This window comes from Bradyrhizobium sp. (assembly GCF_049512235.1).
Lineage (GTDB): Bacteria > Pseudomonadota > Alphaproteobacteria > Rhizobiales > Xanthobacteraceae > Bradyrhizobium.
In genome coordinates, this window is record NZ_JBEKXH010000006.1 from 1 (window position 1) to 18,392 (window position 18,392).

The window sequence follows — 18,392 nt, forward strand, 5'->3', positions numbered from 1 at the left end:
CTGCCCATCTATGCCGATGCGGCTCGCTCCATACAGCAGGAACTGCCAGTCGTGCAAAGGGGACAAGGTTTTGAGGAGGTCGTCAGCGGCTTGAGCGAGAAAGAAGCATCGCACGAAGCCAAGCGCTGCCTGTCCTGCGGCAATTGCTTCGAGTGCGACAATTGTTATGCCGCCTGTCCGGAACACGCGATCACCAAGCTCGGCCCGAACCAGGGCTACGAGGTCAAGCTCGATCCTTGCACCGGCTGCGGCATCTGCGTCGAGCAATGCCCCTGCCACGCCATGGAAATGGTTTCCGAGCCGACGGAGGTCAGAACGTGAACGCCGCGATCAAGCTGAGCCCGGGCGGCGCCCTGAAGCCTGCGACAGAACAGCTCGGCGGCAAGCCGATCAGGACCACCATGGACGGCAATACGGCCGTCGCCCATGTCGCCTATCGGGTCAATGAGGTATGCGCCATCTATCCGATCACTCCCTCCTCCACGATGGCTGAACTGGCCGACCAATGGTCTGCGGAAGGACTAAAGAATATCTGGGGCAACATTCCCGTGGTCCAGGAGATGCAGAGCGAGGGAGGCGCTTCAGGCACGGTCCACGGCGCACTGCAATCGGGCGCGATGACGACCACGTTCACGTCATCGCAAGGGCTGATGCTGATGCTGCCCAACATGATGAAAATCGCCGGCGAACTGACCTCGACGGTTTTTCATGTCGCCGCGCGCTCGCTCGCGACCTCGGCCTTGTCGATCTTCGGTGATCACTCCGACGTCATGACCGTCCGCACCACCGGCTTTGCGCTGATCTCATCGGCCAACGTGCAGGAAGCCCATGACGCCGCGTTGATCGCCGAGGCTGCAACCCTGGAGGCCAGGGTTCCGTTCCTGCATTTCTTTGATGGCTTTCGCACCTCGCATGAACTCAACACGCTGGACCTGATTCCGGATGACAGCATCCGGGCGATGATCTCGGACGACCTGGTCCGGGCTCACCGCGCCCGCGGTCTCAATCCGGAGAAGCCCTTCATCCGCGGCACCGCGCAGAACCCCGACACTTTTTTTCAGGCGCGGGAGGCCGTCAGCCCTTATTATGCCAAGGTGCCGGGCCTGGTCGAGGCCGCGATGACCCGCTTCGCGGAACTCACCGGGCGGCACTACAAGCTGTTCGAATATGAAGGCGCACCCGACGCCGAGCGCGCCCTCGTGCTGATGGGTTCCGGCGCGGAGACGGCGCGTGAAACCGTCAAGGCGCTGGCCGCCCGCGGCGAGAAAGTCGGCGTTTTGCAGGTGCGATTGTATCGGCCGTTTTCGGCCGCGCATTTCCTTGCCGCCCTGCCGCCATCGGTCGGCGCCATCGCCATCCTTGAACAAACCAAGGAACCAGGCGCCGCAGGCGAGCCTCTTTACCTCGACGTCGTCGCTACCCTCGCCCGGGACTTTGGATCCGGCCAGCGCGCCTCGATGCCGCACGTCATCGGCGGCCGTTACGGACTATCCTCGAAGGATTTCACGCCGGCGATGGCGAAGGCCGCGCTCGATGAGCTGGCCATCCGCAACGACCAGGGCAAATTCGTCGGACGAAACAGCTTTACCCTCGGCATCGAGGACGACGTCTCGTTCAGCAACCTCAAGGTCGAAAAAGAGTTCGCGATCGAGACGGCCAAGACAACCCGGGCGGTTTTTTATGGTCTGGGCGCCGACGGCACGGTCGGCGCCAACAAGAACAGCGTAAAAATCATCGCCGAAGACGCCAAGCAATATGCGCAAGGTTACTTCGTCTATGATTCCCATAAATCCGGTGCGCAGACGATTTCACATCTGCGGTTTGGGCCGGACCCGATCCGGGCGCCCTATCTGATTGCCTCGGCTGGTTTTGTTGCCTGTCACCAGTTCGGATTTCTCGAGCGGCAGGACCTGCTGCGGGTCGCAGCATCAGGCGGCGTCTTCCTTCTGAACAGCCCGTACGGGAAGGACGAGACCTGGGACCAACTGCCAAAATCCGTCCAGCAACAGATCATCGACAAGAAACTGCACCTGTTTGTCATCGACGCCTCCACCGTGGCCCGGGATGTCGGGCTCGGCGTTCGCACCAACACGGTTCTTCAAACCTGCTTCTTCGCCATATCCGGTGTGCTGCCACGCGACGAAGCGCTCTGGCGTATCAAGGAATCGATCCGCAAATCCTATAGCGGCAAGGGTGAAGCCGTGGTGGCCAGGAATTTCGCCGCGGTTGATGCCACCTTGGCCCGGCTGTTCGAAATCAAGGTACCCTCGGCTGCCACCAATCCCCAGGATCGGCCGCCGATCGTCGCCGCCAGTGCTCCCGATTTCGTCAAACGCGTGACATCGCTGATGCTGGCCGGACGCGGAGAGGATATTCCCGTCAGTCTCATTCCGGCGGACGGCACCTTTCCTACCGGAACCTCCGCCTTTGAAAAGCGCAATATTGCGGAGGCTGTTCCGGTCTGGGAGGAAGACCTCTGCATTCAGTGCGGGCAATGCAGCTTCGTATGTCCGCACAGCGTCATTCGTGCGCGCTATTACCATGAGGATGCACTGGTCGGAGCGCCGGCCTCGTTCAAATCGGCGCCGGTCAATGCGCGCGGCTATCCGGAAGCACGCTTCACGCTGCAATTTTATGTCGAGGACTGCACCGGTTGCGGTCTTTGCGTCGAGGCCTGCCCCGCCATCAGCCCGCGCGAGCCGGACGTCAAGGCGATCAATCTTGCGGACAAGGCGCCGCTGGTGGAGGCCGAACGCGCCAATATCGCCTTCTTCGAGGCGTTGCCGGTCAACGACCGGGCGCGCGTCGATTTTGACAAGGTGCGCGGCATTCAGTTTCTCGAACCGTTGTTCCAGTTTTCCGGCGCCTGTGCCGGCTGCGGCGAGACTCCCTATCTCAAGCTGCTTTCGCAGTTGTTTGGCGATCGCGCGCAGATCGCCAATGCGACGGGTTGTTCGTCGATCTACGGTGGCAGCCTGCCGGTGACGCCCTGGGCCGTCGATCATGAGGGCCGTGGGCCGGCGTGGTCGAACTCGCTGTTTGAAGACAATGCCGAGTTCGGTCTCGGCTTCCGATTGGCGGCCGACAAGCATCTGGCGCTTGCCCGAGCACTGCTGGTGCAGCTGACGCCGGCCATCGGCGAAGGGCTGGCTGCAGGCCTGCTCAATGCGTCTCAAATTCACGAATTCGAACTACGCGCGCAACGCATCCGGGTCGCCGAGCTCAAGACCCGGCTGCTCAAGATCGAAAGTGAGCCGGCGCGCAATCTGCTCTCCGTGGTGGACCATCTGGTGCGGCGGAGCATCTGGATCGTCGGCGGCGATGGCTGGGCCTATGACATCGGCTTTGGCGGACTGGATCATGTGATGGCGACCGGACGTAACGTCAATATTCTGGTGCTGAACACCGAAGTCTACTCCAACACCGGCGGCCAGGCCTCGAAGGCGACCCCGCTCGGCGCCGTTGCAAAGTTCGCGGCCGCCGGGAAGCGGGTCGCGCGCAAGGATCTGGCCCTGCAGGCCATCGCCTATGGCAACGTCTATGTCGCCCAGGTCGCGATGGGCGCCAATTCGCAGCAGACGCTGGATGCGTTTCGGGAGGCAGAGGCCTATGACGGGCCCTCGCTCATTCTTGCCTATAGCCAGTGCATCGCTCACGGCATCGACATGCGCTTTGGCATGAAGCAGCAGGACCTCGCGGTCGCCAGCGGCTATTGGCCGTTGCTGCGATTCAACCCGACCCTGCGAAGCGTCGGCAAGAGCCCGTTTCAGCTGGATTCGCCGCGGCCGACGATTGCCTTCAAGGATTATGCCTATAACGAGGTCCGCTATTCCTCGTTGGCGCGGTCGCTTCCCGATGAAGCGGCGGTGCTTCTCGCCAGCGCGCAGGCGGCGGTCATCGACAAATACCGGCAATACGAGACGCTCGCAGCACAAGACGGCAGCCGCTTCCAGCCGGGCGGCGACGTGCTTGCCGGTCCGGCGTCCTAGTGGCGATTGGGAAAATCCCTTTACAGCGCACTGCGGCCGGTTCCGGGAGAGCAAGATGGATTTGACGACGCGCTATATGGGACTTCAGCTTAAAAATCCGTTGGTGGCGTCCGCCTCTCCGCTGACGGGAGAACTCGATTCGCTGAAGCGGCTCGAGGATGCGGGCGCCGCCGCCCTGATCCTGCCCTCGCTGTTTCAGGAGGAGATCGAAGCCGAGACCGCCCGCTACGAGCATCTGACCAGCGCCCACGACGACAGTTGGCCGGAGGGTCTCAGCAATTTTCCGAAGCTGCCCGAGACGCAACATGGGCCGCATCAATATCTCGAACTCGTTCGCCGGGCCCGGCAAGCGGCCGGGGTACCGGTCATTGCGAGCCTGAATGGAGTAAGCAACGAGGGCTGGACCACCTACGCCCGGCAACTGCAGCAGGCCGGAGCGCACGGGCTCGAACTCAATATCTATTTCATCCCAGCCGATCTTACGTCGACCGGCCGCGATGTCGAGCAGCGCTATCTCGACATCCTGCGATCGCTGCGTGCAGCCGTCTCGATCCCGGTCGCGATCAAGCTCAGTCCCTATTTCAGTTCCGTCGGCAACATGGCCTTGGCCCTGCAGGATGCAGGCGCCGACGCCCTGGTGCTGTTCAACCGGTTCTATCAGCCCGATCTCGATCTGACGCGCTTGCAGGTGCTGACCGACCTCAAGCTCAGCGAGCCGAGCGAGATCAGGCTCCCGTTGCTGTGGTTGGCCGTGCTCTCGGGCCGAACCAGGGCTTCTCTCGCGGCCAGCACCGGAGTGGCGAGCGCCGACGAGGTGGTGAAGTATCTCTTGGTCGGAGCCGACGTCGTGATGACCACCTCGTCGTTGTTGCGAAGAGGCCCCGGCCATATGGCCACCCTGCTCGCCGGGCTGCAAGAATGGCTCGACGCAAGAGAGTTCAATTCGCTGGAACAGGTCAGGGGGATCATGAGCCAGTGCAAATTGCGGGATCCCCAGGCGTTCGAGCGTGCCAACTACATCAAGATCTTGCATGGATATCGCGCGCCCGACCGCTCATGACCGGACAGCCGGCGGCCCCTTACGCAGTTCGGTAAGGAACCTTCGAGAGGTTGGTCTGTTGCTCCCTTTCATCATCAGGAGATAGTCATGACAAGAATTGGAACGATATCAGCTGCCTGTCTGGCAGTTGCACTGGCGACAGCTTCCCCGGCGCTGGCGCGAGGTCCTCACGGCGGGGGCGGCGGAGGTGGAGGCTTCCACGGCGGCGGCGCTCACTTCGCAGCCGGAGGCGCTCATGGCGGTGGCTTCCGTGGTGGTCGCGGCGGGTTTGGACCTGGCATCGCGGGCGGCTTGATCGCAGGCGGCTTGATTGCAGGCACGGCGGCTGGCGCATACGGCTACTATGGTCCCGGCTACGTCGACGATTCATATGCCTATGACGGCGGAGACAATACCGTGTACGATAACGGGTACGACAATGGGTACAATGGCGCGTATGCTCCCGGTTATGCGGCGCGCAATGGCTTTGTCTGTCAGCCGGGAACCTGGTTCCGTGGCGGAGACGGTCGCAGGCATCTCTGTCAGTAATCACGCCGGACAGCAAAAGAGACGGCCCGATCGGCCGTCTTTCTTGCTCCAGCCAGGTCCGACAACCCTATTCAGACGTTATTCGACCGGCGCGACGCAGCGCCATCATTGTCCTGCGTAGGCCATGGAGCTGGTCGAGCAGACTAAGAATCACTCCCACGCCTGCATCGTTCACGCCAAAGTCGAGCTGGAGATCCCGGATCAGACGTGCCCGGGCGATATCGATATCCGAGAAACTCGCCTCGACGGACGAACCATCGGGTATCAGCCATTCCTCCTCGATCCAGGCAGTCAGCGTTTCATGACCCAGGCCGGAGCGTGATAGAAATTCCTGCTTGCTCAATTTCATGACGCCGCCTCCTCACGGGGGTTGTACGCCTTCCCGCTGTCCCAGCCCGAGACGAACGCTTCCAGCTCTGGATTAGGCACTCTGGGGAGCATGACCTTCAGCTTCACGAACTGATCGCCATGGCCTCCGGCATGGCTGGGGGCCCCCTTGCCCCTCAGGCGTAATATCGTCCCGGTATTTGACCCCTTCGGTACGGTCATCGTCACTGCTCCGGTTGGAGTAGGAACCTTGATCCGGGCGCCGAGAACGGCCTCCGGGAGGCTGACGGGCAATTCCAGATAGATATCGTCTCCCTCGCGCGTGAACGCGCGATCGGGTCTGATCTCGACTTCAATCAGCGCATCCCCGAAGCCGCCCTTGCCTGATCCTGGCGCACCCTTGCCGCGCAATCGCAGCACCTGACCTTCAACGATCCCGGGCGGGATCGTCACATCGAGCGTGCTGCCGTCAGGCAATGTCAGGCGCTTGTTGGCACCGGCGATCGACTCAACAAATTCAATGGGCAGCCTGAATTCGAGATCATGCCCACGCCTGTTGGCCTGCGCCCGCGCACTGCGTCTCAACAGCTCAGCGAAAGCATCCTCCGAATCCATGAAATCCGCGAAGCCAGAATTGTCCGCATAAGGATGATCCTGTTCCGACGACGCATAATCCTTGTAATAGTTCTGCCGGGGCCGTTCGGCTCCCGACGCGTCAATCTCGCCACTGTCGAATCTTTTGCGCTTTTCGGCGTCGCCGACCAGATCATAGGCGCCTGCGATCTCCTTGAACTTCTCCTCGGCCTCGGCATTGCCGGGATTGAGGTCTGGATGCAGTTTTTTGGCAAGCTTGCGGTATGCCTTTTGAAGATCCTCCGCCGAAGCCGAACGGGCGACGCCCAGAATTTCGTAGGGATCCTTCACTGCCGGCTCCGCCGTTGAAACTGTTGTTTATTCCCGGCCGACGGAGGCGCTTCCGCAGCATTGTCCAAAGGCACTGCCCGCTCGGCCGGCCGCGCGACCAACGCCCGCAACGTCCCAGCACTGGCGCCAGGCGAGAGCCCCGGATGTGTCGCCGCCTTCGACAGGGGAGATGCCGCCGCTGGCCTCACGCGGCACTATCTTGCGTGACCGCACTGAAAGCAAGCCTTGGCTCAGCGAAGACCAGCCGAGGCGCGGCCGAATCCTTCTTCACGTGGCGGCGGCCGTCCCCTTTTCTGGACGAGCGCCCACTTCGCTGTTCGGAACATGGTCAACCGTAAATGGGGAATCGATTTCCGCGGCGCCGAGCTGTTCCCACCTTTCCGCCTGTCCCAGCCACTTCCAGCTGTGATCAGGATCAAACACCGCACGCTGGCGACAGAGCGAACCCAATGCACGGTAGCCCAATTCCCCCTCTTCGATTCCGGCCACTTTCAATCTTCCGCCGGTTTGCGGCGAGGTGGGACACTTGCGAAAAGCGCTCTGTATATCTCGGAAGCCTGCCGCAGCATCTTTGCCATTTTGAGTGTGGCAATTCGCTCGGGCCCCGGCGGGAGTCTTTTGGCCTTTTCAAATGCGAGAGCCGCTCTGGCCCCCCAATCATTGGTATCGCTCGAAGGTTGCGCAGAGGATGCATCGCTCATTTTTTCTTACCTTGGTGGGTGCGAGTCGCCGCGAAGCCAGGCACCCAGGGCCTCGGACTGGCACGCGACCAACATCGCAGGAACTCCCGTACGCCGACGAGCGTAAATTGACACTCTGCCCGGAACGGCTCCGACTGCGGCACAATGGCTCCCTTATCGAAACGGACGGGAGTATCATCGATTCCTGGTCAGCGAGAGATGCCGCTGGGGCGGCCATTGATGGACCCACCATGGAACTAAAGGGCCCTAGACGCTGATCCCTTTTGCTCAGTCATGAAAATAATAAGGTTCATAAATCGGTTCACCCCCCGAATTTCCAGGCGCGCACTATCTTGGACCGCCGCGGCCGATCAACGATATCAGATCGAGACCTCTGTCAGTCAGCTTCATCAAGGGAAGGACGGGGCTCGCCAAATCCGTGCTGACTTGCAAATCGAAGCGCATCGATGATCAGCTTTTTGGCCTGCATGGGCGTATCGTCATGCGTGTAGTCAAGCTGCAGCAGCGACGCAAACGAGTCGACGTCCAGTGCTTCAAGCTTGTCCGCGAGTTCCTTCGGATCCATGATCGGCCTCCCCGCCGTCGACTGCCACATCAGATGCGCTCAACATAGCGCAACTTCCTTCGGAATGCGCAAGCTTTTGGCATTGGTTCGCTCTGCAGGTTGGCCGCCGCGGTGCTGTTCCAACCGGTCCTGATCCGACACTACCCGTCCGCGTTTGTTGCCGAACTTTAACTCCGCGGCCAGCACCCCGTAAGACGAGAGCGCGCATGTTGGCGTCATGAGGCGCCAGGCGGGCGCCATATCCATCAAACCGCGGAGACGCAGCTTCTATGACAAATCATCCCTCCGATCCTTCGTCGGGTTCGTTCCGTTACGCGCCTCGCCGTTCGCTGCTTTCCGCGCGCAGGCTGGCGCTGATGGCATCGGTCGCCGCGGTTCTGGCCGTTACCGTCTATGGCTTCGGTCCCTCGTCCGGGCCGCTCGATATTTTCAGTAGCCCGGCCTATGCCCAGGTCAACAATGCCGTGAGCAAGGTCGCGCAACCGACCGGCTTCGCCGATATCGTGGAGCGCGTGAAACCTTCCGTGATCTCGGTGAAGGTCACGATGAGGGGCAAGTCCACAGATACGAGCAACAGCGCCGACGATGACTCCTCCACGCAACCGGGATCGCCGATGGAGCGATTCTTCCATCAATTTGGCGGGCCGGACGGCCTGCCTCCGGGCATGCGCGGTCACCATGGCGGTCACGGTGTCATGATGGGTCAAGGGTCCGGCTTCTTCATCTCGTCCGACGGTTACGCCGTCACCAACAACCACGTCGTCGACGGCGCGGACAAAGTCGAAGTCACGACCGACGATGGCAAGACCTACACCGCCAAGGTGATCGGTACGGATGCGCGCACCGACGTCGCGCTGATCAAGGTCGAGGGCGGCGCCGACTTTCCATTTGCCAAACTTGCAGCGGGCAAGCCCCGGGTAGGCGACTGGGTGCTCGCGGTCGGCAACCCCTTCGGACTCGGAGGAACCGTCACCGCCGGCATCGTCTCGGCCAGCGGCCGCGACATCGGCAACGGACCCTACGATGATTTCATCCAGATCGACGCGCCCGTCAACAAGGGCAATTCGGGCGGCCCGGCCTTCGATATGCAAGGCGAAGTCGTTGGCGTAAATACGGCGATCTACTCGCCAAGCGGCGGCAGCGTCGGCATTGCGTTCTCGATCCCGGCTCCGACGGTGAAGACGGTGATCGCTCAACTCAAGGACAAAGGAAGCGTCAGCCGTGGCTGGATCGGCGTCCAGATCCAGCCGGTAACGCAGGATATCGCCAATAGCCTTGGCTTGAAGAAAGCGGAGGGCGCGCTGGTGGCGGAACCGCAGGCCAATGGCCCCGCTGCCAAAGCCGGTATCGAAGCCGGCGATATCATCACCGCGGTGAACGGCCAGTCGGTCAAGGACGCCCGGGAGCTTGCCCGTACCATCGGGGGTCTCGAACCTGGCAACGCGGTCAAGCTCGACGTGCTGCATCAAGGAAAGGATGCCGTCTTCAACTTGACACTTGCGGAGCTGCCCAACGCCCATCTAGCGCAAGCCGACTCCGGCGCCGCCAGCCCAACTCAAGGTGTGGACGTTCCCAAGCTCGGCATGACCATCGCACCTGCAAGTTCCGTGGCGGGCGACGGCAAAACCGGCGTCGTCGTGACGAACGTGGATCCGAACGGAGCAGCGGCGGAACACGGTTTCAAGGAAGGTGACGTCATTCTCGAAGTTGCCGGAAAGAGTGTCGTCAATCCCGCTGAGGTCCGCGACGCGATCAAAAGCGCGCGCGCCGATAACAAGAACAACGTTCTGATCCGCCTTCGCTCAGGCGAGGGGTCTCATTACGTCGCCGTGCCGCTCGGCAACGGCTGAGCAAATTGCGATAGGCCGGCGGCGGTGATCGTTACCGCCGCCGGCCTTCACGTACGCCGTTCGTCTTCTATCTGTCCATCAAGATCCCCTGCACGTGCTGTCATAGAGCGGGCGGATCGGAGATCATCACGCGTATCGGCGTCGGGTCAAAGCCGTTGCATGGATTGTTGATTTGCGGACAGTTGGAGATGACGAAGATCACATCCATCTCCGCTGATATATCGACGTAGTTGCCTGGCGCGGAAATGCCGTCAACGACGGTGAAATTGCCGGAGGGATCGATCGGCACATTCATGAAAAAGTTCAGGTTGGCGACGATGTCGCGCTTGCCCAGGCCGTATTTCGACAGCTCCAGAATAAAATTCTCGCGACAGGCATGCTGATATTTTGTCGGTTCGCCAAAGCGGACCGCGTTGCTTTCACAGGAGCAGCAGCCGGCCGACGTATCGTGCCGGCCGCAGGAATCCGCCGTGATCCGGGCCATGACGCGGCCCCGGTTTGAGATGAGCGCGGTGCCGAGATCGATATAGGCCGAACCCTGGACCCGCAGCGTGTCCTGCGCGCTGTAACGCTCGGCCGGATCGTCAGCGCAATACAGCAGCGCATCGACAGCCTGCTGGCCTTCGCTGTCGATGATCCGCAGCGTCTGTCCGCGTTTGAGAATGCGGGACCATGGCCGCTCCGCCGGAATGTCATGCCAGTAGGAGGTGCCGGACGTGTCTGCCGGCGCGGCGGTTGCGGGGCTGGTCATGCTGATCTCTCCTGGCTATAGCGCTTTTGAGCGAAGTGGGCACCGGTTCGCGTCAAACAAAAAACTGGAGCCCGGTTCTGATCCAATCAGAACCGGATTCTAGGCGTAGAGCCGGTCCGTGAAGGCGAAGGCGCGGACGATTTCCGGCGACAGCGTCCGGCAGGGATCATCCGGCGCCGCGGCAGGCGCGCGGTGCCGGATCAGCGTGACCGGTCCAGAGGCCGCCGGGCGGGCGGGATCGAGCGGATGGGCACAATTCGACAACACCACGATGACGTTCATTTCGGCGCGAAGGTCGACGAAATCGCCCGGCCGCTTGCGCTTGGCGTCCCACGCAAAAGCGCCTTTGGCGTCGACCGAGACCGGCGCAAAAAAGCTCACGCAAGGCGGGATATCGCGCAGACCGAGCCCAACCTTGGCCGCAGCGGCAATGAAGTTCTCATGGCTGTTGCGCGACCTGGCGCCGAAAGCTTCGAGTGTCGAAGCCGGCGTCGAGCCTCCTACCAGAAGGTCATGGGCGCCGCTGCTGTCTTCGACCAGCGACATGAATACCCGGCCCATATCCGACAGGATCACGCGGCCCTTGGTGAGCGCTGCGCTCCACTGCACCTTGACCGTGTCGGCGCAGTTGACGCGTTCGGAGCTTTCTTCCTCGCGCCAGCCGATCATCGAGACGCTGGACCGGCCGGTGTCATCGACGATCCGGAGCGCCTCTGCGCGCCGCAGTCGCACCGTCGCGTACCATCCAGGAGCAACTTCCTCGCGGCTGATCACGGCTTGCGGCGCAATTGGCGCCGCATCGAGCGCGCTTGCAGCCGGCAGGCCTCTGGACGTGCCCTCCTGCCCCGCCGCCCGCAGCTCCTCGTAGCGGCGGCGGTTGGCCTCCCGTACTTCGCGCTTCCTCTCCGCCGACATCATCTCAGGTTCCCTCACGTTTCGTAGCCATTGGCCTGCACCGGATTTCGCCGCACTCAGGCGATGACAAAATGCGCCTCGACCGGCTTACCGGACCTGCCGTTGATCGGCAGGATATCCTGTGGACAAGCGGAGAAGGCGAGCACCAGATCCATCTCGGCGCGCAGCCGGACGTAGCCTCCCGGCACCGGCCGCGGCGGCGCGGCAAAGTCAAGCGTGCCGTCGCAAGACCAGGGAATATTCATGAACAGATTGAGCGGGCTCGGCACTTCCGGAGGTTTGAGGCCGAGTTCGGCCATCGCGGCAAAGAGATTGTCGGTGCAATTATCATGATAGAACTCCACACCGAGAAAGGCATAGCGGTAGCGATCGCAGGCCGCGATCAGCGTGTCGTGGATACCGCCCGAGGTATCCTCGGTCAGCGTCAGCATCGGACGGCGCTGATTGGTGCGAAGCACGTCGCCGGGCCGGGGCATCAAATGCAGGCTATGCGCGCGGGTGTGTTCATTGGACATGAACTCGCCGAGATCGGCACGGTTGAAGGCCCAGGTGTCAACGACCTGTTCGCCATGGGTGTTGATGACCGTGACAGTTTGTCCGGCCGCGACAAAGGCCGCCTTGCCGCGCCGGGCCGGAATCTCGATGCGGGCGTCCATCGTGTTCATACCCGGGTTCTGAAGGCGATCATGTCGATCTCGACAATCCCGCCCCGCGCCAACGCGGTTACGCCCACCGTCGTGCGGGCCGGCCGCCTGCCCTCGGTGAAATAAGTCGCGAAGATCGCATTCATCGCAGCGTAATCCCTGTTGAAGTCGGTGAGGAAAATGCGCACGCAAACGATGTCGGCGAAAGTGACCCCGCACCCCCTGAGCACGCGGCCGAGATTATCCATCACCTTGGTTGTCTGGGCTTCGATGCCGGGCGGTAACGGAACAGTATCGTCATCCGGATCGGTCGCGAGCTGCCCGGTCACGAAGATGAACGGTCCTGCCTCGACCGCGTGGCTGTAGGGCGCCACCGGCTTGGGCGCGTCGGGCAAGAGATGAAAGATCGGATCCATGGCGGATGTCTCCCTGCTGGTTGTTGTCAGAGCCGGCCGCCGGCGGCGTCACCGGCGTATCGCTGCAGAAACTGGCGCGCGCGTTCAGTCTCGGGATTTGAGAAAAACCCCTCCGGCGATCCCGTCTCGACGGCGCGTCCGCGATCGAGAAACAGCACCCGCGTCGCGGCCTCGCGCGCGAATCCCATTTCGTGGGTGACGATCACCATGGTCATGCCCTCGCGGGCGAGATCGCCCATCACGACCAGCACCTCGCCGACCAGCTCCGGGTCGAGCGCGCTGGTCGGTTCGTCGAACAGCAGGAGATCCGGTCGCATCGCCAACGCGCGCGCGATGCCGACGCGCTGCTTCTGTCCGCCCGACAATCTCGCCGGGAAAGCATCGCACTTCTCAGTGAGACCGACCTTCGACAGCAATGCCATCGCCTCGTCGCGAACCTCACGCTTGGGCCGCCTCTGCACCTGAACCGGCGCTTCCATCAGATTTTGCAGCACCGTGAGATGCGGCCACAGCGCAAAATGCTGGAATACCATGCCGATGCGCGTTCTGATCTGCGACAAATCGCGATCGCTCATGACCGTGCCGGCGCTGTTGATGCCGACCCGCTCTCCATTCAGGTAGATTTGCCCGGCGTCCGGTTGCTCAAGCCAGTTGATACAGCGCAACAAGGTTGATTTGCCCGAGCCCGACGGCCCGAGCACGCAAACCGTCTCCCCCTTGTCGACCTGGAAGCTCACATCGGTGAGGACTTGGACATCGCCAAACCGCTTCGAAACCCCGGCGACGTCAAGGACCTTTTTCAATTCCGCCATCGCCCGTCCTATCGCCGTGCTTCGGCCACGCGGCCGATCGAACTTACCCCGGCCTCGATCACCAGACAGAGCCCCCAATACAGAAACACGGCGGTGATGAAGGCCGCGAACGGAACGTAGTGCCGCGACTGGATGGAGCTCGCGGCATGGGTCAGTTCCGGCAGCGCGATGATGGTGAGGAAGGCGCTGTCCTTGATGATCTGGATCATCTGGTTGCCGAGCACCGGTCCGGCCGACAGCAGCAGCGGCGGCAGAATGATGCGGCGGAACAGCCGGATTTCAGGAAAACCGAAGGCGATGCCGGCCTCGATCGGCTCGCGCGGCTGCACGGCCCAGGCGCCGCGCAGGATTTCCGCCATGTAGGCAGCGTTATAGATCGTCAGCGCCGCCAGTCCCGAAGTCCAGTTGTCGAACCTGACGCCGAGGGATGGAAGGCCATAGTAAACGATATAGGCGAACAGCAGAAACGGCACACACCGCATGCCGTCGACGAACAGGCGGGCGGCACCGAAAACCGCCCGCTGTTTCGACATCAAAGCGGGGGTCAGCAGACAGCCCAATATCAGCGCCGCGATGGCAGCGAGCGTCGATATGACAGCGGTGTTGGCGAGCCCGCTCAGCAGCAGGGCGCGTTCGTCCCAGACGATGCCGAAATCGTGGATCATGCTGACGCCCCGGCCGCGAACTGGCGCCGCTCGATCCAGCGCTGCAGCGACACCAGCGCAAACACGATCGGCGCGTACAGCGCGACCGCCACCAGAAATGGCGGCAGCGGCTCGTAGGTCTCGGCGCCAATTCTCACCGCCGCGCGGGTAATATCGACGACCCCCACCACGGCCAGCACCGGCGTTACCTTGATCAGCAGCGACATTTCGTTGACCAGGCCGGGCAGGCTGACGCGCACGATCTGCGGCAACACGATCCGGCCAAAGCGTTGCCCGGCGCGCATGCCGACCGACTGCGCCGCTTCAAACTGGTCCTTTGGAAAATTCATCAGGGCGGCCCGCCATACCTCGCAGTTGAAAGCCGACGTATTCATGACCAGCGCGAGGATCGCCGCGGAAATAGGATTGATCGGCACCCCGATGTTGGGAAGCGCGAAGAACAACAGCAGCAGCAGCGTGACCAGCGGCGTAGCGCGCAACATGCTGACATAGAGGGTCACCATCGGGGCAATGACCGGGACATTGGCCCAGCGCAACAGCGCGAGGCCAAGTCCGATCGGCAGTCCGATCAGGATGCCGGCAACGGACAGCGACACCGTCACGATGGCGCCCTGAAAGATCGCTGCGATATCGCTGCCGCTCATGGCGGACCATTGCGGCCGAGGCGACCGCTAGAATTCCGGCTCGAACGCCGCCGGCAGATCCGGAAACGCCTCGCCAAACCACTTCTTCTGCAACTCGGCGAACCTGCCATTGGCTTTTTCCTTGGCGATGAACTCGTTCAGGAACGCCAGCAGTTCGGTGTTGCCTTTTGCCACCGCCCAGGCTGGGAACGATTTTCCGGAGACCGCCTGACCGAGTTCGAACACGGCGGGCTTGTCGGCCACCAGAGTCTTCAGGTTGATAATGGTATTGACGACATAATCGACGCGGCCAAGTGCCAGATCCTGGTAGGCCTCGGGATAAGAGGTGTACTCGACGATCTTGCCAAGCTTGCCGCCCTCTTTCTCCAGCGTGCCGCCGAGTTCGGGAAGTCGCGCGAGCAGCGCGCTGCCGGCCTGAACGCCGACGGTCTTGCCATTGAGATCCTTGACCGAGGATATGCTGGTATCGCCTTTGCGTTTGACATAGTAATGCGTGGCATCGGCGATCGGGCTGGTGAAATCCAGCGATTTCTTGCGCTCCTTGGTGATGATCGCCGCGGTAATGGCGACGTCATACTTGCCGGTGGAGACGCCGGCCAGGATGCCGGTCCAAGGCAGGATCTCCTGCTTGATCTCGAACGGTGCATATTTGCGCAAATCTTCGATCAGTTCGTTGTCGAAGCCGGTCGGCTTGCCGTCCTTGACGAACTCGAACGGACGAAAATCATCCTCGGTGGCGACAATCAGGCCACGCTTCTTGATCTCGTCGAGGCCGGCGGCTTTCGCATTGCCCAACAGCGGCAGCGCGAACAATCCAGCCAGCAAAAACACCATCAGGCGTCTTGACGGCAGACCGGCGTCGACGAACGAATTGTTTCTCATGGTGGATTTCCCTGCGTTGGTGTGATGAAATCTCTGGCCTTACGGATCTGTCGTGTGTCGTGTCATGCCCCTCAATCGAAACTGAAGCCGTGGGATCTGAGATAGGGCGGGAACGCCGCGCCTTCGGCCTTGGCGGCCTGCCTCGCCTTGTCTTCCGACCAGCCGTAAAACTCCGCCTCGCCAAACTCCGCGTTGGAACGTTGTTGCTCCCTGGGGATGGCATGCACGGCATTGCGCCGGCGGTCGTAATCGTCGATGGCTTCGGCCAGCGCGCCGTCATCGTAGTGATCGCGGTGGGTCGTCAGCCGCCGCGGCAGCCGCAGGCTGACGTAACCCTCGCCGTGCGGATAGCCGAGACAAAGTCCGGCGACCGGAAAGACCAGATCAGGCAGCTCAAGGATCGCCGCGACCTTGTCGATCTCGTTGCGAATGACGCTGATTGGACAGACGCCGAGCCCGAGCCATTCCGCACACAGGATCATGGTCTGCATCGCCAGCGCGGCATCGACGCTGGCGTTGAAGAACCCTTCCAGGGTGCCGTTGCGAACCGGCTTGTCGCGCAATTCGCCGACCCGCTGTAGCCGCCTCGCATCGCCAAGGAAAACGAACAATACCGGCGAAAGCCCGATCCAGGGCATGCTCGGAAACAGCTTGCCGATCGCGGCGCGCCGATCCGGATCTTCGATGCGCAGGATCGATGCCTGCTGGAAATCCGACTTGGCCGAACTGCTCAAGGCAGCGGCGACAAGCAGGTCGAGAAGCTCGTCAGCTGGAACCGCGTCGCTGTAACGGCGCACGGTCTTGCGCGATATCACCCGATGGATGAAGTCGTTGTCCGCAACGCCTTGGCCGGACGGACCGCCATCGCCGAAACGCCGCTCGATGGCCTCTCGGTAGGACATTAGCGACCACCCCATCCGGTTATGAAGTTCAAGCGAGCGGAGCCCTGGCCCCCACCTCAGTGACGATTGTCCGAGCAAGGGACATGCCAGACCAGAACAGCGATCGCGTCGCAAGCTGTTGTGGAGGCGCTCCGGCGGTCGACGGCCAGGATTTGGCCAAGCACCGCGGGGCAGCGTGGAAAATCAACCTCCCCGTTCCATCCTCGGCGGTCAATAATACTCAACAATACGAAGCACACTTCGCATGGCTCAACTGTTATTGCGCGATTGCCACCCGGCCGCAGTGGATCAAGGCTGCCGTATTTGAGGCATCTTGCACAGATTTCGCACATGGTTTTTGGCCATCAGATAGCTCCCGGACATGCGCGCCGCACCGCAATATTGCACGAATTTGACGCAACCTATGGCATGATTGTTGCTAAATCCAAAAACAGGAATACGAAGTATACTGCGCAAATCGGCGACGGCGGCATTGGCGGCCGACTTATCCGCAAGAGGAGATCGACCGTGTCTCTTGGAACCATATCCCTCGGCACCACATTTGACCTGTTGCTGCGCGGCGGTCGCGTCATCGACCCGTCAGCAGGCATCGACGGCATCAAGGATGTTGCGATCCGCAACGGCAAGATTGCCGCGGTTCAGGCCGATATCCTGCCGGCCAGCGCCAGGGAGGTGGTCGATGTCACGGGTCAGCTCGTGCTGCCCGGACTGATCGATACCCATGCGCATGTCTACCAATATGTCACCGGGCGCTTCGGGGTGAACGCGGATATGGTTGGTGTTCAATCTGCCGTGACAACCCTGGTCGATCAGGGCGGACCGTCCTGCATGACCCTGCCTGGTTTCCGGCATTTCATCGCCGAGAAGGCGCAATCGCGCACCTATGCGTTTCTGTCGGCCTATCTGGTGGGCGGTCTGGAGGGCCATTATTACCCCAATCTGTACAGCCCGGACTGCGTCGATATCGACGCCACCGTGAAAGCGGCAAACGCCAATCGCGATCTGGTTCGCGGTATCAAGGCCCATGCTGAAATTGGCGGCTTCGCGCGTTGGGGCATCCGCGTCATCGAAATGGCCGCCGAGATCGGACGCCGCGCCGACCTTCCGGTCTATGTGCATTTCGGTCAGCTATGGGGACTGCCTGCGAGCGGCACCAACGGTGAGGATGTCGATACGATCCTGACCCGGGTGATCCCGCTGCTCCGTGCCGGCGACGTTCTGGCCCATCCGTTCACGCGCCATCCCGGCGGCTTCGTCAATCGTGAAGGCGAAGTCCACCCGGTGATCCAGGCCGCACTCGACCGCGGCTTGCGGGTCGATGTCGGCCATGGCAGCCACTTCTCCTACCGCCTCGCGCGCAAGGCGATCGCCGCCGGCATCATTCCGACCACGCTGGGAGCCGATATCCACGGCTACAATACGCATGTGCCGGCGCCGAAGGGAACGCCGGGCGAGCATGTCGATGACGAGAACCATCCGTTCGCGGGTCAGGCGAAATTCAGCCTGGTGCAGGCGATGAGTTCGATGATGGCGCTCGGTCTCACGCTGGAGCAAGTGGTGCCGATGGTGACGTCGCATCCGGCGCAAATGCTTGCTCTCTCGGACGTCATTGGCACATTGCGGCCGGGCATGGAGGCCGACGTGACCGTGCTGAGGCAAAAACCCGGCCGCCATATCCTGCGCGACAACGAAAAGACGGAAGTGGTGGCGGACAGTTTGTTGCAGCCGGTATTTTGCCTGCGCGCCGGTATCCGGCATGATGCCGTGGCTCCGATTCTGCCGCAGGCTGTCGCGGCCTGACCGGTCACGGCGGCATC

At 61.9% G+C, this 18,392-nt stretch carries 19 protein-coding genes; 6 read left to right on the top strand and 13 right to left on the bottom strand.

The window, feature by feature from the left end; all coding sequences use genetic code 11:
- The 4 genes from ABSG20_RS01075 to ABSG20_RS01090 form a co-directional block, all read left to right on the top strand.
- Positions 1-321 (top strand): 4Fe-4S dicluster domain-containing protein (locus ABSG20_RS01075; RefSeq protein WP_423862623.1); only part of this gene is annotated, 321 nt, incomplete at its 5' end.
- A complete protein-coding gene (gene nifJ, locus ABSG20_RS01080; protein ID WP_423862624.1) occupies positions 318-3,989 on the top strand; it encodes a pyruvate:ferredoxin (flavodoxin) oxidoreductase in 3,672 nt (1,223 codons plus the stop codon). The genes ABSG20_RS01075 and nifJ, both read left to right, overlap by 4 nt.
- Before the next feature lie 55 nt (positions 3,990-4,044).
- The gene (locus ABSG20_RS01085; RefSeq protein WP_423862625.1) at positions 4,045-5,049 is read left to right on the top strand and encodes a dihydroorotate dehydrogenase-like protein; all 1,005 of its coding nucleotides are present in this window, start codon (positions 4,045-4,047) and stop codon (positions 5,047-5,049) included.
- A gap of 87 nt (positions 5,050-5,136) precedes the next feature.
- Entirely contained in the window at positions 5,137-5,577 is a 441-nt protein-coding gene (locus ABSG20_RS01090; protein WP_423862626.1) for a hypothetical protein, read from the top strand.
- Positions 5,578-5,644: 67 nt separating this feature from the next.
- On the opposite strand, the gene ABSG20_RS01095 is transcribed toward ABSG20_RS01090, so the two are convergent.
- The 4 genes from ABSG20_RS01095 to ABSG20_RS01110 form a co-directional block, all read right to left on the bottom strand.
- Entirely contained in the window at positions 5,645-5,926 is a 282-nt protein-coding gene (locus ABSG20_RS01095) for a chaperone modulator CbpM (protein ID WP_423862627.1), read from the bottom strand.
- On the bottom strand, positions 5,923-6,828 hold the full coding sequence (locus ABSG20_RS01100; RefSeq protein WP_423862628.1) for a DnaJ C-terminal domain-containing protein: 906 nt from the start codon (positions 6,826-6,828) through the stop codon (positions 5,923-5,925). Before ABSG20_RS01100 ends, ABSG20_RS01095 begins: the two co-directional genes overlap by 4 nt.
- A gap of 267 nt (positions 6,829-7,095) precedes the next feature.
- Positions 7,096-7,317 (bottom strand): hypothetical protein, encoded by a 222-nt coding sequence (locus tag ABSG20_RS01105; RefSeq protein WP_423862629.1) that lies wholly within the window; start codon positions 7,315-7,317, stop codon positions 7,096-7,098.
- Between the two features lie 588 nt (positions 7,318-7,905).
- Positions 7,906-8,094 (bottom strand): hypothetical protein, encoded by a 189-nt coding sequence (locus ABSG20_RS01110; protein ID WP_423862630.1) that lies wholly within the window; start codon positions 8,092-8,094, stop codon positions 7,906-7,908.
- Positions 8,095-8,363: 269 nt separating this feature from the next.
- Here ABSG20_RS01110 and ABSG20_RS01115 point away from each other — a divergent pair, with 269 nt between their 5' ends.
- On the top strand, positions 8,364-9,944 hold the full coding sequence (locus ABSG20_RS01115) for a Do family serine endopeptidase (RefSeq protein ID WP_423862631.1): 1,581 nt from the start codon (positions 8,364-8,366) through the stop codon (positions 9,942-9,944).
- 100 nt (positions 9,945-10,044) lie between these two features.
- On the opposite strand, the gene ABSG20_RS01120 is transcribed toward ABSG20_RS01115, so the two are convergent.
- From ABSG20_RS01120 to ABSG20_RS01160, 9 genes are all read right to left on the bottom strand, one after another.
- A complete protein-coding gene (locus tag ABSG20_RS01120; protein WP_423862632.1) occupies positions 10,045-10,695 on the bottom strand; it encodes an urea amidolyase associated protein UAAP2 in 651 nt (216 codons plus the stop codon).
- A gap of 99 nt (positions 10,696-10,794) precedes the next feature.
- Positions 10,795-11,610, bottom strand: coding sequence for an urea amidolyase associated protein UAAP1 (locus ABSG20_RS01125; protein WP_423862633.1), 816 nt, complete (start codon positions 11,608-11,610; stop codon positions 10,795-10,797).
- Between the two features lie 56 nt (positions 11,611-11,666).
- Positions 11,667-12,275, bottom strand: coding sequence for a DUF1989 domain-containing protein (locus tag ABSG20_RS01130; RefSeq protein WP_423862634.1), 609 nt, complete (start codon positions 12,273-12,275; stop codon positions 11,667-11,669).
- On the bottom strand, positions 12,272-12,670 hold the full coding sequence (locus ABSG20_RS01135; protein WP_423862635.1) for a RidA family protein: 399 nt from the start codon (positions 12,668-12,670) through the stop codon (positions 12,272-12,274). Before ABSG20_RS01135 ends, ABSG20_RS01130 begins: the two co-directional genes overlap by 4 nt.
- Before the next feature lie 26 nt (positions 12,671-12,696).
- On the bottom strand, positions 12,697-13,482 hold the full coding sequence (locus ABSG20_RS01140; protein ID WP_423862636.1) for an amino acid ABC transporter ATP-binding protein: 786 nt from the start codon (positions 13,480-13,482) through the stop codon (positions 12,697-12,699).
- 8 nt (positions 13,483-13,490) lie between these two features.
- Entirely contained in the window at positions 13,491-14,147 is a 657-nt protein-coding gene (locus ABSG20_RS01145; protein WP_423862637.1) for an amino acid ABC transporter permease, read from the bottom strand.
- A complete protein-coding gene (locus ABSG20_RS01150) occupies positions 14,144-14,791 on the bottom strand; it encodes an amino acid ABC transporter permease (protein ID WP_423862638.1) in 648 nt (215 codons plus the stop codon). The genes ABSG20_RS01145 and ABSG20_RS01150 overlap by 4 nt, the downstream gene beginning before the upstream one ends.
- 27 nt (positions 14,792-14,818) lie before the next feature.
- Positions 14,819-15,673 carry a transporter substrate-binding domain-containing protein gene (locus tag ABSG20_RS01155; RefSeq protein WP_423862639.1) on the bottom strand — a complete coding sequence of 285 codons (855 nt, stop codon included), beginning with the start codon at positions 15,671-15,673 and terminating at the stop codon, positions 14,819-14,821.
- A 71-nt stretch (positions 15,674-15,744) separates the two neighbouring features.
- On the bottom strand, positions 15,745-16,575 hold the full coding sequence (locus ABSG20_RS01160; RefSeq protein WP_423862640.1) for a nitroreductase family protein: 831 nt from the start codon (positions 16,573-16,575) through the stop codon (positions 15,745-15,747).
- A 507-nt stretch (positions 16,576-17,082) separates the two neighbouring features.
- Between ABSG20_RS01160 and ABSG20_RS01165 the strand changes: the two genes are divergently transcribed.
- Positions 17,083-18,375 carry an amidohydrolase/deacetylase family metallohydrolase gene (locus tag ABSG20_RS01165; RefSeq protein WP_423862641.1) on the top strand — a complete coding sequence of 431 codons (1,293 nt, stop codon included), beginning with the start codon at positions 17,083-17,085 and terminating at the stop codon, positions 18,373-18,375.
- Positions 18,376-18,392 lie beyond the last annotated feature (17 nt).

What these genes read in the sequence shown, in the direction of transcription:
- ABSG20_RS01085 (WP_423862625.1), top strand. Translation starts at nt 4,045, where the DNA reads ATGGATTTGACGACGCGCTATATGGGACTTCAGCTTAAAAATCCGTTG.
- ABSG20_RS01090 (WP_423862626.1), top strand. Translation starts at nt 5,137, where the DNA reads ATGACAAGAATTGGAACGATATCAGCTGCCTGTCTGGCAGTTGCACTG.
- ABSG20_RS01095 (WP_423862627.1), bottom strand. Translation starts at nt 5,926, where the DNA reads ATGAAATTGAGCAAGCAGGAATTTCTATCACGCTCCGGCCTGGGTCAT.
- ABSG20_RS01110 (WP_423862630.1), bottom strand. Translation starts at nt 8,094, where the DNA reads ATGGATCCGAAGGAACTCGCGGACAAGCTTGAAGCACTGGACGTCGAC.
- ABSG20_RS01115 (WP_423862631.1), top strand. Translation starts at nt 8,364, where the DNA reads ATGACAAATCATCCCTCCGATCCTTCGTCGGGTTCGTTCCGTTACGCG.
- ABSG20_RS01120 (WP_423862632.1), bottom strand. Translation starts at nt 10,695, where the DNA reads ATGACCAGCCCCGCAACCGCCGCGCCGGCAGACACGTCCGGCACCTCC.
- ABSG20_RS01125 (WP_423862633.1), bottom strand. Translation starts at nt 11,610, where the DNA reads ATGTCGGCGGAGAGGAAGCGCGAAGTACGGGAGGCCAACCGCCGCCGC.
- ABSG20_RS01130 (WP_423862634.1), bottom strand. Translation starts at nt 12,275, where the DNA reads ATGAACACGATGGACGCCCGCATCGAGATTCCGGCCCGGCGCGGCAAG.
- ABSG20_RS01135 (WP_423862635.1), bottom strand. Translation starts at nt 12,670, where the DNA reads ATGGATCCGATCTTTCATCTCTTGCCCGACGCGCCCAAGCCGGTGGCG.
- ABSG20_RS01140 (WP_423862636.1), bottom strand. Translation starts at nt 13,482, where the DNA reads ATGGCGGAATTGAAAAAGGTCCTTGACGTCGCCGGGGTTTCGAAGCGG.
- ABSG20_RS01145 (WP_423862637.1), bottom strand. Translation starts at nt 14,147, where the DNA reads ATGATCCACGATTTCGGCATCGTCTGGGACGAACGCGCCCTGCTGCTG.
- ABSG20_RS01150 (WP_423862638.1), bottom strand. Translation starts at nt 14,791, where the DNA reads ATGAGCGGCAGCGATATCGCAGCGATCTTTCAGGGCGCCATCGTGACG.
- ABSG20_RS01155 (WP_423862639.1), bottom strand. Translation starts at nt 15,673, where the DNA reads ATGAGAAACAATTCGTTCGTCGACGCCGGTCTGCCGTCAAGACGCCTG.
- ABSG20_RS01160 (WP_423862640.1), bottom strand. Translation starts at nt 16,575, where the DNA reads ATGTCCTACCGAGAGGCCATCGAGCGGCGTTTCGGCGATGGCGGTCCG.